The 13,662-nt window shown below is 64.0% G+C and carries 16 protein-coding genes; 15 read left to right on the top strand and 1 reads right to left on the bottom strand.

What is annotated here, in order from left to right; all coding sequences use genetic code 11:
• The first annotated feature begins 93 nt into the window (after positions 1–93).
• The 13 genes from nrdR (at position 94) to ACFSQT_RS39275 (ending at position 11,612) form a co-directional block, all read left to right on the top strand.
• Positions 94–573 (top strand): transcriptional regulator NrdR, encoded by a 480-nt coding sequence (gene nrdR / locus ACFSQT_RS39335; RefSeq protein ID WP_379027400.1) that lies wholly within the window; start codon positions 94–96, stop codon positions 571–573.
• 2 nt (positions 574–575) lie between these two features.
• Positions 576–1,700 (top strand): bifunctional diaminohydroxyphosphoribosylaminopyrimidine deaminase/5-amino-6-(5-phosphoribosylamino)uracil reductase RibD, encoded by a 1,125-nt coding sequence (ribD, locus tag ACFSQT_RS39330; protein ID WP_379027398.1) that lies wholly within the window; start codon positions 576–578, stop codon positions 1,698–1,700.
• Positions 1,700–2,317 (top strand): riboflavin synthase, encoded by a 618-nt coding sequence (locus tag ACFSQT_RS39325; protein WP_379027396.1) that lies wholly within the window; start codon positions 1,700–1,702, stop codon positions 2,315–2,317. Before ribD ends, ACFSQT_RS39325 begins: the two co-directional genes overlap by 1 nt.
• A 71-nt stretch (positions 2,318–2,388) precedes the next feature.
• Positions 2,389–2,649 (top strand): CopG family ribbon-helix-helix protein, encoded by a 261-nt coding sequence (locus ACFSQT_RS39320; RefSeq protein ID WP_379027395.1) that lies wholly within the window; start codon positions 2,389–2,391, stop codon positions 2,647–2,649.
• Positions 2,649–2,924, top strand: coding sequence for a type II toxin-antitoxin system RelE/ParE family toxin (locus ACFSQT_RS39315; RefSeq protein WP_379027393.1), 276 nt, complete (start codon positions 2,649–2,651; stop codon positions 2,922–2,924). Before ACFSQT_RS39320 ends, ACFSQT_RS39315 begins: the two co-directional genes overlap by 1 nt.
• Positions 2,925–3,028: 104 nt before the next feature.
• Positions 3,029–3,493 carry a 6,7-dimethyl-8-ribityllumazine synthase gene (locus tag ACFSQT_RS39310; RefSeq protein WP_379027391.1) on the top strand — a complete coding sequence of 155 codons (465 nt, stop codon included), beginning with the start codon at positions 3,029–3,031 and terminating at the stop codon, positions 3,491–3,493.
• Positions 3,490–3,990: a transcription antitermination factor NusB gene (nusB, locus tag ACFSQT_RS39305; protein ID WP_379027389.1), complete on the top strand. Its 501-nt coding sequence runs from the start codon at positions 3,490–3,492 to the stop codon at positions 3,988–3,990. Before ACFSQT_RS39310 ends, nusB begins: the two co-directional genes overlap by 4 nt.
• Complete coding sequence (locus ACFSQT_RS39300; protein ID WP_379027387.1) at positions 3,987–5,204, top strand: MFS transporter; 1,218 nt, start codon at positions 3,987–3,989, stop codon at positions 5,202–5,204. The genes nusB and ACFSQT_RS39300 overlap by 4 nt, the downstream gene beginning before the upstream one ends.
• 176 nt (positions 5,205–5,380) lie before the next feature.
• Positions 5,381–6,292: a glycine betaine ABC transporter substrate-binding protein OsmF gene (osmF, locus tag ACFSQT_RS39295; RefSeq protein ID WP_379027385.1), complete on the top strand. Its 912-nt coding sequence runs from the start codon at positions 5,381–5,383 to the stop codon at positions 6,290–6,292.
• 93 nt (positions 6,293–6,385) lie between these two features.
• A complete protein-coding gene (locus tag ACFSQT_RS39290) occupies positions 6,386–7,549 on the top strand; it encodes an ABC transporter permease (protein WP_379027383.1) in 1,164 nt (387 codons plus the stop codon).
• A complete protein-coding gene (locus tag ACFSQT_RS39285; RefSeq protein ID WP_379027381.1) occupies positions 7,546–8,484 on the top strand; it encodes an ABC transporter ATP-binding protein in 939 nt (312 codons plus the stop codon). The genes ACFSQT_RS39290 and ACFSQT_RS39285 overlap by 4 nt, the downstream gene beginning before the upstream one ends.
• Positions 8,481–9,230, top strand: a complete 750-nt coding sequence (locus ACFSQT_RS39280) for an ABC transporter permease (RefSeq protein ID WP_379027379.1) — start codon at positions 8,481–8,483, stop codon at positions 9,228–9,230. Before ACFSQT_RS39285 ends, ACFSQT_RS39280 begins: the two co-directional genes overlap by 4 nt.
• Before the next feature lie 240 nt (positions 9,231–9,470).
• Entirely contained in the window at positions 9,471–11,612 is a 2,142-nt protein-coding gene (locus ACFSQT_RS39275; RefSeq protein WP_379027377.1) for a sodium-translocating pyrophosphatase, read from the top strand.
• Positions 11,613–11,827: 215 nt separating this feature from the next.
• On the opposite strand, the gene ACFSQT_RS39270 is transcribed toward ACFSQT_RS39275, so the two are convergent.
• On the bottom strand, positions 11,828–12,343 hold the full coding sequence (locus ACFSQT_RS39270) for an outer membrane protein assembly factor BamE (protein WP_379027375.1): 516 nt from the start codon (positions 12,341–12,343) through the stop codon (positions 11,828–11,830).
• Positions 12,344–12,457: 114 nt separating this feature from the next.
• On the opposite strand from ACFSQT_RS39270, the gene ACFSQT_RS39265 reads away from it, so the two are divergent.
• Together ACFSQT_RS39265 and ACFSQT_RS39260 are read left to right on the top strand one after the other, a co-directional pair.
• Positions 12,458–13,000: a ubiquinol-cytochrome C chaperone family protein gene (locus ACFSQT_RS39265; RefSeq protein WP_379027373.1), complete on the top strand. Its 543-nt coding sequence runs from the start codon at positions 12,458–12,460 to the stop codon at positions 12,998–13,000.
• A 3-nt stretch (positions 13,001–13,003) separates the two neighbouring features.
• Positions 13,004–13,552, top strand: coding sequence for a YceD family protein (locus ACFSQT_RS39260; protein WP_379027372.1), 549 nt, complete (start codon positions 13,004–13,006; stop codon positions 13,550–13,552).
• The last annotated feature ends 110 nt before the right edge of the window (positions 13,553–13,662 follow it).

The following is a 13,662-nucleotide window of genomic DNA, read 5'->3' as shown; positions in this document are numbered from 1 at the left end:
TGAGGGGCGAGGGGCTGTTGCCGATACTTTGCCATCGTTGCAAAAACCTCTAAGCCTTTCGCCTCACCAGATTCGCCAACCAAAGGCTTCTCCATGCGCTGTCCCTATTGCCAGTCAGAAGATACGCAGGTGAAGGATTCGCGCCCCGCCGAGGATGGCGCCGCGATCCGCAGGCGCCGCGTCTGCCCCGATTGCGGCGGCCGCTTCACCACCTTCGAGCGCGTGCAATTGCGCGATCTCGTCGTGGTCAAGAAATCGGGTCGCAAAGTACCCTTTGACCGCGACAAGCTGCTGCGTTCGGTGGAGATCGCCGTTCGCAAGCGCAATGTCGATCCCGAGCGCATCGACCGCGCGGTGACCGGCATCGTGCGCCAGCTCGAAAGCTCGGGGGAAACCGAAGTGGCCTCCGGCGAGGTCGGCCGGCTGGTCATGGACGCGCTGAAGTCGCTCGACGACGTCGCCTATGTCCGCTTCGCCTCGGTCTACCGCAATTTTCGCGAGGCCAAGGATTTCCACGAATTGCTCGGCGAGCTCAAGGGCGACGAAATCAAGAATGAAGAGGACGCCAGCTGAGCATGGCCGCAAGCGACAAGACCGGGCAGCCCGCCCTTGATCGCCGTTTCATGGCCGCGGCGCTCCGCCTTTCGCGGAAGCATGCCGGGCGCACCGCGACCAATCCTTCCGTAGGCACGCTGATCGTGCGCGACGACGGCGCCGGACCGATGATCGTCGGCACCGGCGTCACCGCTGTCGGCGGCCGCCCGCATGCCGAGACCGAGGCGCTGGCCGAGGCAGGCGCGCTGGCGCACGGCGCCACCGCCTATGTCACGCTCGAACCTTGCGCCCATCATGGCCGTACGCCGCCTTGCGCGAATGCCTTGGTCAACGCCGGTGTCGCGCGCGTCGTCGGCGCTGCCAGCGATCCCGATCCGCGCGTGTCCGGCAAGGGTTATGAGATCCTGCGTGCCGCCGGGATCGAAGTGGTCGAGAAGGTGTTGGCGGCGGAAGCAGCCGAACAGATGGCCGGCTATTTGATCAGGTCGTTGAGAAAACGCCCCGAAGTGATTCTCAAGCTTGCGCTTTCCAGCGATGGCAAGATCGGCAGGGAAGGCCAAGGGCAAGTGTCGATCACCGGCGATGTCGCCCGTCGCGAAGTGTATCTGATGCGGGCCGAGGCCGATGGCATACTGGTCGGCATCGGCACGGCACTTGAGGATGATCCGGCTCTGACGGTGCGCCTGCCGGGGTTGGAGAACCGGTCGCCGGCGCGCATCGTGCTCGACCGCCAGATCAGGTTGCCGGAGGCCTCGAAGCTGGTTTCGGGCGTGGACCGGGTGCCGCTCTATGTCGCCGCTTGCCTGGAGGCCGATCCGCAGCGGCGGACCGTGCTGGAACGCGCCGGCGTGCGCTTCATCGGCACCGAAACGCATGAGGGCGGCGTCGCACTGCCGGAATTGCTCGAGGACCTGGCCGCGCTCGGCATGGCCAGCGTTCTGGTCGAGGGCGGCGCCAAGGTGGCGAGTGCTTTCCTGGCCGAGGAGCTGGTCGACCGCATCGTGCTGTTCCAGGGGCCGGAAGCGATCGGCGCTGACGGCATTGCATCGCCCATCGACGCCGACCATATCCCGGCAGGATTTCGCAAGCTTCGCGACATGCGTTTTGGCGAAGACAGCTACGCCGAGTGGATAAGGAACATCTGATGTTTACCGGGATTGTCACCGATGTCGGCACTGTCGCGGCCGTCAAGCCGCTGAGGGAAGGGGTGGGGCTGCGCATCGACACCGCCTATGATCCCGGGACGATCGCCATTGGCGCCTCGATTTCCTGTGGCGGCGTCTGCCTGACGGTCACCGCCTTGCCCGACAGCGGCTCGAACGCGCGCTGGTTCGAGGTCGAGGCCTGGGAAGAGGCGCTCAGGCTGACGACGGCGATGGGCTGGAAATCGGGCACGCGGATCAATCTGGAGCGGGCGCTGAAGGTCGGCGACGAACTCGGCGGTCACATCGTTTCGGGCCATGTCGATGGCATGGCCCAGATCGTCGAGCGCAAGGACGAAGGCGACGCGGTGCGCTTCACACTGGAGGCGCCGCGCGACCTGGCGAAGTTCATTGCACCCAAGGGCTCGGTCGCGCTCGACGGCACCTCGCTCACGGTCAACAAGGTGGAAGGCACGCGCTTCGACGTGCTCTTGATCCATCATTCGCTGACCGTGACCACCTGGGGCGGGCGCCAGGTCGGCGACCGCGTCAATCTCGAGATCGACACCATGGCCCGCTACGCGGCGCGGCTGGTGGAGGCCGCGAAAGAGGGGCTTTGACGCGCAAATTTCCTTCGTCCTCGACTTAATCAGTTTTAATCACTATGATTAGTGCCGATTAGGAGGTTCTGATGGACACCAAAGTGATCACCGCGCATGTGCCTCTATTGCTCGCGCAAAAGGTAGACCAATTGGCGGCCCGCCTTGAGCGGCCACGAGGCTGGATCGTCAAGCAAGCCCTTGCCGCTTGGGTTGACCAGGAGGAAGAGCGCCGGCAACTGACACTCGAAGCACTTGCTGATGTGGATGCTGGCCGCGTTATCGACCATCAGGCAGTGCAGGCATGGGCAGACAGCCTGGACAATGAAAAACCACTTCCGTCACCACGCTGATGAAGCTGAAGTGGACCAGCAAGGCCTTGTCCAATCTGGTGCGCCTTCACGATTTTCTTGCACTGGTAAATGACCGGGCAGCGGCACGTACGGTACAATCTCTGACTGCTGCGCCCGCCCGACTGATCGAACATCCGCGGATCGGCGAGAGACTGGAAGAGTTCGAGCCACGTGAAGTCCGCCGTCTTTTGGCGGGCAATTACGAAATGCGCTATGAGATCCAGAAATCGACTATCTACGTGCTGCGTCTATGGCACACACGAGAGGATCGATAGGACATTGAGCCGCAGTTCGGAAATTGGACCTGTCCTTCGGACAAAGCTTGCGAACTCGCCGGCTTCGGCCTAAGTCACCGGCTCCGCCGGAGACGTGACGCAAAATGCCCAGGAACGAGAAACTCAAGCTGCTGATCATCGAAGCCCGCTTCTATGATGATCTGGCGGACGCGCTGCTCGACGGCGCCAAGGCTGCGCTCGACGAAGCCGGCGCCAAATACGACGTCGTCACCGTGCCGGGCGCGCTGGAAATTCCGGCCGTGATCTCCTTCGCGCTCGATGCCGCCGAGGGTGAGGGCACTGACTATGATGGTTATGTCGCGCTTGGCACCGTCATCCGCGGCGAGACGCATCATTTCGACATCGTCGCCAACGAATCCGCACGTGCCCTGATGGATATGTCGGTGCAGGAATCGATTTGCATCGGCAACGGCATCCTGACCACTGAGAATGACGAACAGGCCTGGACACGCGCCCGGCGCAAGGAAGGCGACAAGGGTGGCTTTGCAGCGCGTGCCGCACTCACCATGATCGCCGTGAAGAAACGGCTTGGAGCCTCACCGGCGTGACGCAATCCGGAGACAATGACCGACCACCGGTGCGCCAGGCCAACAAGCGCGGCGCCGCCCGGCTGGCCGCCGTGCAGGCACTCTATCAGATGGATGTCGCCGGCAGCGGCGTCTTCGAGATCACCGCCGAATACGAGGCCTTTCGTCTCGGCAAGGAAGTCGACGGCGCACTCTATCGCGAGGCCGATGCGCAATGGTTTCGCGCCATCCTCACGGGTGTCGTCGAGAACCAGAAGACCGTCGATCCGATCATCCGCCAGGCACTGACCGAGGATTGGCCGCTGTCGAGGCTCGATTCGACGCTGCGCGCCATTCTGCGCGCCGGCGTCTACGAGCTGATGAAGCGCGAGGATGTCCCCGTCGCCGTCATCGTCTCCGAATATGTCGACATCGCCAAGGCCTTCTACGAGGAAGATGAGCCGAAGCTGGTCAATGCCGTGCTTGACCGTGTGTCTCGCCGGGTGCGTGGCGAGGGGCGCGGCAAGGACGCATCATGACAGCAATCGCCGTAGCGGCGGGCAGGGAGGCGCGTCGCACCGCTTTGATCCTCGCCGCCTCGCAGGCGATCATCGGCTCGGCCGCACCCATCGCCATTTCCATGGGGGCGCTGGCCGGGCAATATCTGCTTGGTCCCGACAAATCGCTGGCAACGGCGCCGATCACCGGCTTCAACATCGGCGTGGCGCTCGGCGCGCTGCCGGCGGCGGCCATCATCCGCAGCATGGGCCAGCGTGGGGGCTTCATGACCGGCACCATCGTCACCGCGCTTGGCGGCCTGGTCGCCACATCAGCGCTTTTCCATGGCAGCTTCTGGCTGTTCGCCTTCGGTCTGTTGGTGATCGGCATCGGCGGCGCCTTCGTGCAGCAGTTCCGTTTCGCCGCCGCGGACAACGCACCGCCGGCGTTCAAGGCGCGCGCCATCTCCTTCGTGCTGGCCGGCGGCATCGTCACCGCCATCCTCGGGCCGCAGATCGTCATCTTCACCCGCGAATCGTTCGCGCCGGTGATGTTTGCCGGTTCGTTCGCCTCCATTCTGCCGCTGGCCGCGGTCGGCGCCATTATCCTGTCGTTCCTGCGCCTGCCGGCGAAGGCAGCCGGCACGGTGGAGATTGCCGACGGCGACGCCAGGCCCTTGGCGGAAATCGTCACGAAGCCGCGCTTTGTCGCCGCGCTGTTCTGCGCCGTCGGCAGCTATGCGCTGATGAGCTTCGTCATGACTGGCGCTCCGCTGGCGATGGTTGGCTGTGGCCTGTCGGAGGACGATGCGACGCTCGGCATTTCCTGGCACGTCATGGCGATGTTCGCGCCGAGCTTCTTCACCGGCTCGCTGATCCATCGCTTCGGCGCCGAACGCATCGTGGCCACCGGCCTGGTCCTGCTCATAGGCTGCGCCACCGTCGCTTTGTCGGGTCTGGCACTGTGGCAATTCTGGACGTCGCTGATCCTGCTCGGCCTTGGCTGGAATTTCGGCTTCATCGGCGCAACGGCAATGGTCGCCGCCAGCTATCGGCCGTCGGAAAAGGGCAAGGTGCAGGGCTTCCACGACTTCGTCCTGTTCGGCGCCGTCGCCTGCGCTTCGCTGATGTCGGGCATGGTCTACAATGCCTGGGGTTGGGAGATGCTGAACTGGATGGTCTTTCCGGTCACCGTTCTGTGCTTCGTCGCACTCGGTGCGCTCAAACTGACCGGTCTGCGCAAAGCCGACGCCTGATCCAGTCGCCGCTTGCCTGTCACGCACTGTCAGTATGGTGCAGGCCGAATTCACAGCGCCCAAACAAAATTATTGCGCCTGTGCCTATTGTTATGAAACCGTGTGCCCCGACTGGTCGTTGAAGCCATGCTCATATGCGGCCGCCGCATTCCGGTTCACAGCAAGAGGTTTCACAAATGTTTTCAGTCAAAGTTCTAGCCGGCGCGGCGTTGGCGCTCGGCATCGCGGCGGCTTCCGCCAGTGCCCAGGTGGTTGTTTCCTCGAAGATCGACACCGAGGGCGGCGTGCTCGGCAACATCATCCAGCTCGTTCTCAACGCCAACAACATCAAGACATCAGACCGTATCCAGCTCGGCGGGACACCGGTTGTCCGCAAGGCGATCACCGCCGGCGAGATCGACATCTATCCGGAATATACGGGCAACGCCGCCTTCTTCTTCGAGAAGGCCGACGACCCGGTCTGGAAGGATGCCGCCAAGGCCTATGAGACGGCCAAGAAGCTCGACTACGACGCCAACAAGATCGTCTGGCTGTCGCCGTCGCCGGCCAACAACACTTGGGCGATCGCGCTGCGCAAGGAGGTCGCCGAGACCAACAAGCTCGCCACGCTCACCGACTTCGGCAAATATGTCACCGGTGGTGGCCAGGTGGTGCTGGCGGCGTCCGCCGAGTTCGTCAATTCGGCGGCAGCACTGCCGGCTTTCCAGACCACCTATCGCTTCACGCTGAAGCCGGACCAGCTGATCACGCTCTCCGGCGGCGACACCGCGGCGACCATCGCAGCAGCCGCCAACCAGACCAGCGGAGCGAACGCCGCCATGGTCTATGGTACCGATGGCGGCATCGCACCGTCCGGGCTCGTCGTGCTCGACGACGACAAGGGCGTGCAGCCGGTCTACCAGCCGGCGCCGATCATCCGCGAAAAGGTGCTGAAGGAGCATCCGGAGATCGAGACGCTGCTGAAGCCGGTCTTCGCCAAGCTCGACCTCGTCACGCTGCAGGAGCTGAACGGTCGCGTGCAGGTCGGCGGCGAGCCCGTCAAGGGCGTCGCCGAGGACTTCCTGAAAAAGAACGGGTTTTTGAAGTAGTCAGCCCGAGACCGTGGAGAACCGGTGCGAGCGCAGACGTTACAATCGCGCTATATCCCTCCCAGCGTCTGTCGCTTCGCACAGGCGTGCTTCATGACCATCCGGTTCGACAAGCTCGGCGTGGTCATCGCTGCGATCGTGGCCTACGCGGCTTTTGCCGCGCCCTTTGCCACGTTCCGCGCCAACCGCATCGTTCCCGGCCAGGCGCGCTCGATTCTCGAGGCGTTGCCGACGGCGACCGGGCCGTTGCTACTCGCCATCGTTGTCGCCGCCGCGCTCGTTGCGCTGTTCAGGACACCGCTTGCGCTGCGCCTTGCAGCCAGCGCGGTGGCGCTTGCCGCGCTCGCGGTGCTGATCGGCGTCGCCGGCACATTCCTCACGCCGGCCGGCAACACTTTTGCCCGGGTTTCACCGGCCTCCGGCTTCTGGATACTCATCTTTGCGTTCACGCTTTTGCTGGCCGACGTGCTGACTAGGCTGAACCTGTCGCCCTGGATGCGCGTCGGCGTGCTGGCACTTGCCGCGGCGGCGGTCGGTCTTCTGTTGATTTCGGGAAGCTGGAACGACCTTTCCATCCTCAAGGAATACGCCAACCGCGCCGACAGTTTCTGGGCCGAAGGCTCCAAGCATGTGACGCTGGCGCTCGGCTCGCTGGCTGCCGCGGTGATCGTCGGCCTGCCGCTCGGCATTCTCTGCCATCGCGTCGAAAGGCTCCGTGCCGGCGTTCTTAACGTGCTCAACATCATCCAGACCATTCCCTCGATCGCGCTGTTCGGCCTGCTGATCGCGCCGCTCGGCTGGGTCGCCACGCATGTGCCGGTAGCCGCCACGCTCGGCATTCGCGGCATCGGCACGGCGCCGGCTTTCGTCGCCTTGTTCCTTTATTCCTTGCTGCCGGTGGTGGCCAACACCGTGGTCGGTCTCGCCGGCGTGCCGAGGGCCGCCAACGACGCGGCGCGCGGCATGGGCATGACCGACAGGCAGCGCCTGTTCGGCGTCGAGTTTCCGCTGGCCTTCCCGGTGATCCTCACCGGCATCCGCATCGTGCTCGTGCAGAACATCGGCCTTGCCACCATCGCCGCGCTGATCGGCGGTGGCGGCTTTGGCGTGTTTGTCTTCCAGGGCGTTGGCCAGACGGCGATGGATCTGGTGCTGCTCGGCGCCGTGCCGACGGTCGCACTCGCCTTCGCCGCCGCCATCATCCTCGATGCGGTGATCGAAATGACCGCCACCAGGCGCAGGGTTGAAACGGCATGATCGAGATCGAAGGCATTACCAAGCGCTATGACGCAACAACGGTGGTCGATGATGTTTCGATGGTCATCGAGCCGCGCACCATCGCCGTCATCGTCGGCACTTCCGGTTCCGGCAAGACGACGCTGCTCAGGATGATAAACCGGCTGGTCGAGCCGACCGCCGGAATCATCAAGCTCGATGGTGCCGACAATCGCTCGCTGCCCGGCTACGAGCTGCGCCGCAGCATCGGCTATGCCATCCAGGGCCACGGCCTGTTTCCGCATCGCACGGTGGCGCAGAACATCGCCACCGTGCCGGTGCTGCTCGGCTGGGACAAGGCCCGCATCAAGGCGCGGGTCGACGAGTTGATGATGCTCTACCAGCTTGATCCCGAAGCGTTCGGGCCGCGCTATCCGCATGAATTGTCGGGCGGCCAGCAGCAGCGTGTCGGTGTTGCCCGCGCGCTCGCCGCCGAGCCGAACGTGCTGTTGATGGACGAACCGTTCGGCGCGCTCGACCCGATCATCCGCACCAAGGCGCAGGAGGATCTGCTGGCGATCCAGAAGCGCTTCGGCACCACCATCATCCTCGTCACCCATGACATGGAAGAGGCCGTGCACATGGGCGACAAGATCGCCGTCATGGATGCCGGCAAGCTCGTGCAATACGCCAAACCCGCGGAGATCCTGGCAAAGCCGGCCAGCGCCTTCGTCGAGACCCTGGTCGGCGCCAGCGAAAGGCCGTTCCGATTGCTTTCGCTCGGCCGGGTAAGCGATGCGGTGGAAAAGGGTTCGGCCGAAGGCGAGGCGATATCAGGCGATGCCAGCCAGCGCGATGCGCTGGCCGAGTTGCTGTGGTCGGGTCGGCCGGCATTGCCGGTAAGCGGTGCCGATGGCAGTCCGATCGGCCGCGTCACGGTGGACGGGCTGGTCAGACGCGCGGCGAGGCCGGCATGAAAGCCTGGCTGCCGGCGCTGCTGCGGCTTGCCCTTGTGGTGCTGCTCGTCGCCTTCCTCACCAATCCCGGCTGGTTCGAACCGCTGCTGAGGCCGCTGACCGAGAACAATGCGCCGGTGATCTACAATCAGGGCAGCCTGCTGACGCTGACCTTGCTGCATTTGCGCACCGTCCTGATCGCCACTGTCGCAGCAACCATCGTCGCGGTGGCGCTGGCCATCCTGGTCACAAGGCCGGCCGGTGCCGAATTCCTGCCGCTGTCGCGCAGCCTGGTCAATATCGGCCAGACCTTTCCGCCGGTGGCGGTGCTGGCGCTTGCCGTTCCGGCGGTCGGCTTTGGCGAAAAACCGACACTGATCGCGCTGTTTCTCTATGGCCTGCTGCCGATCTTCGAGAATGCGCTGACGGGCCTGACGACGCTGCCGGCCAGTGTGATGGAGGCGGCGCGTGGCGCCGGCATGACCGGCTGGCAACGGCTCACCAAGGTCGAGCTGCCGCTCAGTGCGCCGATCATCCTTGGCGGTATCAGGCTGTCGGTTGTCATCGGCCTCGCCACCGCCACCATCGGCTCGACCGTTGCCGCCAAGACGCTGGGCGAGGTGATCATCGCCGGGCTGTTGTCCAACAACCTCGCCTTCGTCCTGCAGGGCGGCCTGATCGTGGCCGCGCTTGCCGTGCTGATCTATGACGGTCTTTCGGCGGTCGAACGCTACACGGCGCGCCGCATGGGCCGCGAAGCCGAGTAGCCCACGTGCTGCGTCAAGGACGATTTCAATCGATCTAATAGGACAATGCCGGTGCGGCGGTCTCGTGGCCCTATGCCTTTTGGGCGAAAGCCGGGCAAAAACCGAACAATATCTTGACGTTCGCAGCCCTGTTTCGCATACACCGCTGCGAAGAGGCGGATTCCGTGCACGGGATCCGTTCTTTGTCTCAACGGCCCAGGGAGGGGTTCTTTTGGGCCATCAATCGAGGAAAATCCGGCAATGACAATTATTTCCGCCGTCATCGCCTGCGGTCTGCTTTCTGTCCTTTACGCCATCTGGGCGACACGTTCGGTTCTCGCGTCCGATCAGGGCAATGCACGCATGCAGGAAATATCCGCGGCCATCCGCGAAGGCGCGCAGGCCTATCTGGCGCGCCAATACACCACCATCGCCTTCGTCGGCTTGGTCGTGCTCGTGCTCGCCTGGTGGTTGCTTTCCATCACCGCCGCGATCGGCTTCCTGATCGGCGCCGTCCTGTCGGGCGCCGCCGGCTTCATCGGCATGCACGTTTCGGTGCGGGCCAATGTGCGCACCGCGCAGGCCGCATCCAACAGCCTCGCCGCCGGTCTCGACATCGCCTTCAAGTCGGGCGCCATCACCGGCATGCTGGTCGCGGGCCTGGCGTTGCTCGGCGTGTCGATCTACTACCTCATCCTCACCCACTTCATGGGCCTTCAGCCCAATGACCGCATCGTCATCGACTCGCTTGTTTCGCTCGGCTTCGGCGCGTCGCTGATCTCGATCTTCGCCCGTCTCGGCGGCGGCATCTTCACCAAGGGCGCCGACGTCGGCGGAGATCTGGTCGGCAAGGTCGAGGCCGGTATTCCCGAAGACGATCCGCGCAACCCGGCAACCATCGCCGATAATGTCGGCGACAATGTCGGCGACTGCGCCGGCATGGCCGCCGACCTGTTCGAGACCTATGCTGTGACGGTCGTCGCCACCATGGTCCTCGGCGCCATCTTCTTCGGCGGCACCGCCGTCCTGGGTGCGGCGATGCTTTATCCGCTCGCCATCTGCGGCGCCTGCATCCTGACCTCGATCGTCGGCACCTTCTTCGTCAAGCTCGGCTCCAACGGCTCGATCATGGGCGCACTCTACAAGGGCCTGATCGTCACCGGCCTGTTGTCCATCGTCGGCCTCGGCGTCGCCACCTCGGTTACCCTGGGCTGGGGCGAGATCGGCACCGTTGCCGGCATGGCTGTCACCGGCAAGAACCTGTTCATCTGCGGCCTGGTCGGCCTCGTGGTGACCGGTCTGATCGTGGTGATCACCGAATACTACACCGGCACCGGCAAGCGTCCGGTCAACTCCATCGCCCAGGCGTCGGTCACCGGCCACGGCACCAACGTCATCCAGGGCCTTGCGGTCTCGCTGGAATCGACCGCGCTGCCGGCGATCGTCATCGTCGCCGGCATCATCTCGACCTATCAGCTCGCCGGCCTCTACGGCACGGCGATCGCGGTCACGACGATGCTCGGCCTTGCCGGCATGATCGTTGCGCTCGACGCTTTCGGCCCGGTCACCGACAATGCCGGCGGCATTGCCGAAATGGCAGGCCTGCCCAAGGAAGTGCGCCAGTCCACCGACGCGCTCGACGCGGTCGGCAACACCACCAAGGCGGTGACCAAGGGCTACGCCATCGGTTCGGCCGGTCTCGGCGCATTGGTGCTGTTTGCCGCCTACTCGAACGACCTGAAGTTCTTTGCCGCCAATGGCGACAAATTTCCGTACTTCCAGGGCATGGGCGAAGTCTCCTTCGATCTCTCCAACCCCTATGTCGTCGCGGGCCTGATCTTCGGCGGCCTGATCCCGTATCTGTTCGGCGGCATCGCCATGACGGCCGTCGGCCGTGCGGCGGGCGCCATCGTCGAGGAGGTGCGCAAGCAGTTCCGCGAGGATCCGGGCATCATGGCCGGCACCTCCAAGCCGAACTATGCCCGCGCGGTAGATCTTCTGACCAAGGCGGCGATCCGCGAGATGATCATCCCGTCGCTGCTGCCGGTGCTGGCGCCGCTCGTCGTCTATTTCGGCGTGCTGCTGATCTCGGGCTCGAAGGCGTCCGCCTTTGCCGCCCTCGGCGCCTCGCTGCTCGGCGTCATCGTCAATGGCCTCTTCGTCGCCATCTCGATGACCTCTGGCGGCGGCGCCTGGGACAACGCCAAGAAGTCCTTCGAAGACGGCTTTGTCGACAAGAACGGCGTCAAGCACCTCAAGGGTTCCGAAGCGCACAAGGCCTCGGTGACCGGCGACACGGTCGGCGATCCCTACAAGGACACCGCCGGTCCGGCCGTCAACCCGGCGATCAAGATCACCAACATCGTCGCGCTCCTGCTGCTGGCGGTGCTCGCGCACGGCTAAGCCATCGGCCCCAAGACAAAACCCGCGGGGAGCGATTCCCGCGGTTTTTTGTTGCGGCGATGACCGGCCGCGCTTCAGTTCGCCCCTTTGGCGAGGCTCTCGCCGCTAGCCTTGCCCCACTGATCCCCGCAACAAAAACCCGCAGGATTGCTCCCGCGGGCTTTTGGTCGCCTGAGATGGTGCTGCCGCCTTCAGGGAGGAAGGCAGGTCTGAGATCAGGGAGTGCCGCCGCCCGGGATGCCGGGGGCCAGCTTGCTGGCGCCGTTGATGATCTGGCTGAGGAAGTTCTGGTCCTTGCCGCCGGTCGGCGTGGTGCGCGAGATGAAGTCGAACACCTTGCCGTCCTTCAAGCCGTATTTGGCGATCTGGGTGACGCGACCGTCGGCGCCGAAATAGACCGCCAGGACCTTCTGGTCGACAAGCCTTGGCTTGTCGAAGGCAACGTAGCGCTTGCGCGTCTGCGAGATGTAATAGAACGCCTCGTTGTCGAAGGTCGCCGTCGTCGATGGCGTGCCGAGCGCCAGAAGCACCTGCTCGCGGCTCGAGCCGACCGGCACCAGGTCGATCGCCTGCTGGTCGATGACGTAGCCTTGCGTCAGGGTCTCGCTCGGGCTGAGGTCACCGATCATCTTGGAGGTGTGGCAGGCGGAGAGCGCCGAAATGATGACCAGCAGCGAGATCGCGCCGGCAGGCCTGGACGAGAAGGTCGACTTGAAATTCAGCGCGCGCAACAACAACTCCATTAGCTGGCCGCAACTTGCGCTGGGCCGCAAAACCGGTAAACCAGCTTGCCGGCCGATGCAACAAGGCCACTTCAACAAACGGTCCCCGGGAGACCATCCCCAATGTTCCAGCGCTTTTTTGGCCGCGAACGCCAAGCCAACCGCGCTATCACCGAGGCGCTTTACGCACAAATCGTGGCGGCGGCGCGGCAGACTGTGTTTTATTCCCACTGGAATGTGCCCGATACGCCGCTTGGCCGTTTCGAGATGCTGTCGCTGCATATGTTCCTGCTGCAGCACCGGTTGCGCGGGCAAGACGGAGCGGCGCAAGAGGTTGCCCAGGTGCTGATCGACGAGTTCTTCCTCGACGTCGATCATTCGCTGCGGGAGTTGGGCATTGGCGACGTTGGCGTTCCCAAACGCATGAAAAAGCTGGCAAAGATGTTTTATGGCCGAACCGCCGCCTATGACGATGCCCTGGCAAGAAACGACCATGACGGGCTCACCGCTGCCCTTGCTCGCAATGTCCGGCCCGACGCCGGCGCCTGGCCGGAAGCGTCGCTGCTGGCCAACTATGTCACCGACGCCTGCAATCAGCTGGCCGCGCAGCCAACCGAATCGATTGTCTCCGGCACGGTGGCGTTTCCCGTTGCCAACGGAGGTTGATCGATGAAACACATTGACCCGCAAAGCCCGGTATCGTTTCGCGCAAACGTCGCCCGTCTGCCGCACAAGGGTCTGCCGGTGGTGATCGAGGCCGACGCCGCGCAGCGCGCGGCGCTGGCGGCGGAGCACGGGCTGCTTTCGGTCGAAGCCTATCGCGCCGAGCTTCTGGTGACGTCATGGAAGCGCAATGGCGTGAAGGTCAGCGGTCGCGTCGAAGCCGACATCACCCAGGCCTGCATCGTCACGCTCGATCCTGTCGAAGCTCATATCGACGAGGCGATCGAAGCGCTATTGCTGCCCGAGGACTCCAAGCTCGGACGGCAGGGCTTCGATGGCGGCGGCGAGATCGTGCTCGACGCGGACGGTCCCGACAGTCCAGAGACATTTTCCGGCGACACGATCGATGTCGGGGCGCTCGCCGAACAGTTCTTCGGACTGGCGATCGACCCATATCCGCGCAAGCAGGGCGCCTCTCTGGATGCCGGTGGCGATACCCAACCGGCGGAGAATGAATTTCAGCAAAAACTGCGATCCTTGCTGCGAAAATCCTGAAAACCTCGCCCGCGACGGAAAAGTCGGTTGTGCGGCGGCCCAAAACCGTTATTTTCGCCGAACCTTCGCGATCACTAAAGCGACCTGCCGCCTAACCGTGAGATAAATAC

The organism is Mesorhizobium calcicola, assembly GCF_042682105.1.
Taxonomy (GTDB): Bacteria; Pseudomonadota; Alphaproteobacteria; order Rhizobiales; family Rhizobiaceae; genus Mesorhizobium; species Mesorhizobium calcicola.
The sequence above is the reverse complement of the archived record's forward strand: the minus strand, read 5'-3'. Positions and strand labels throughout refer to the sequence as shown.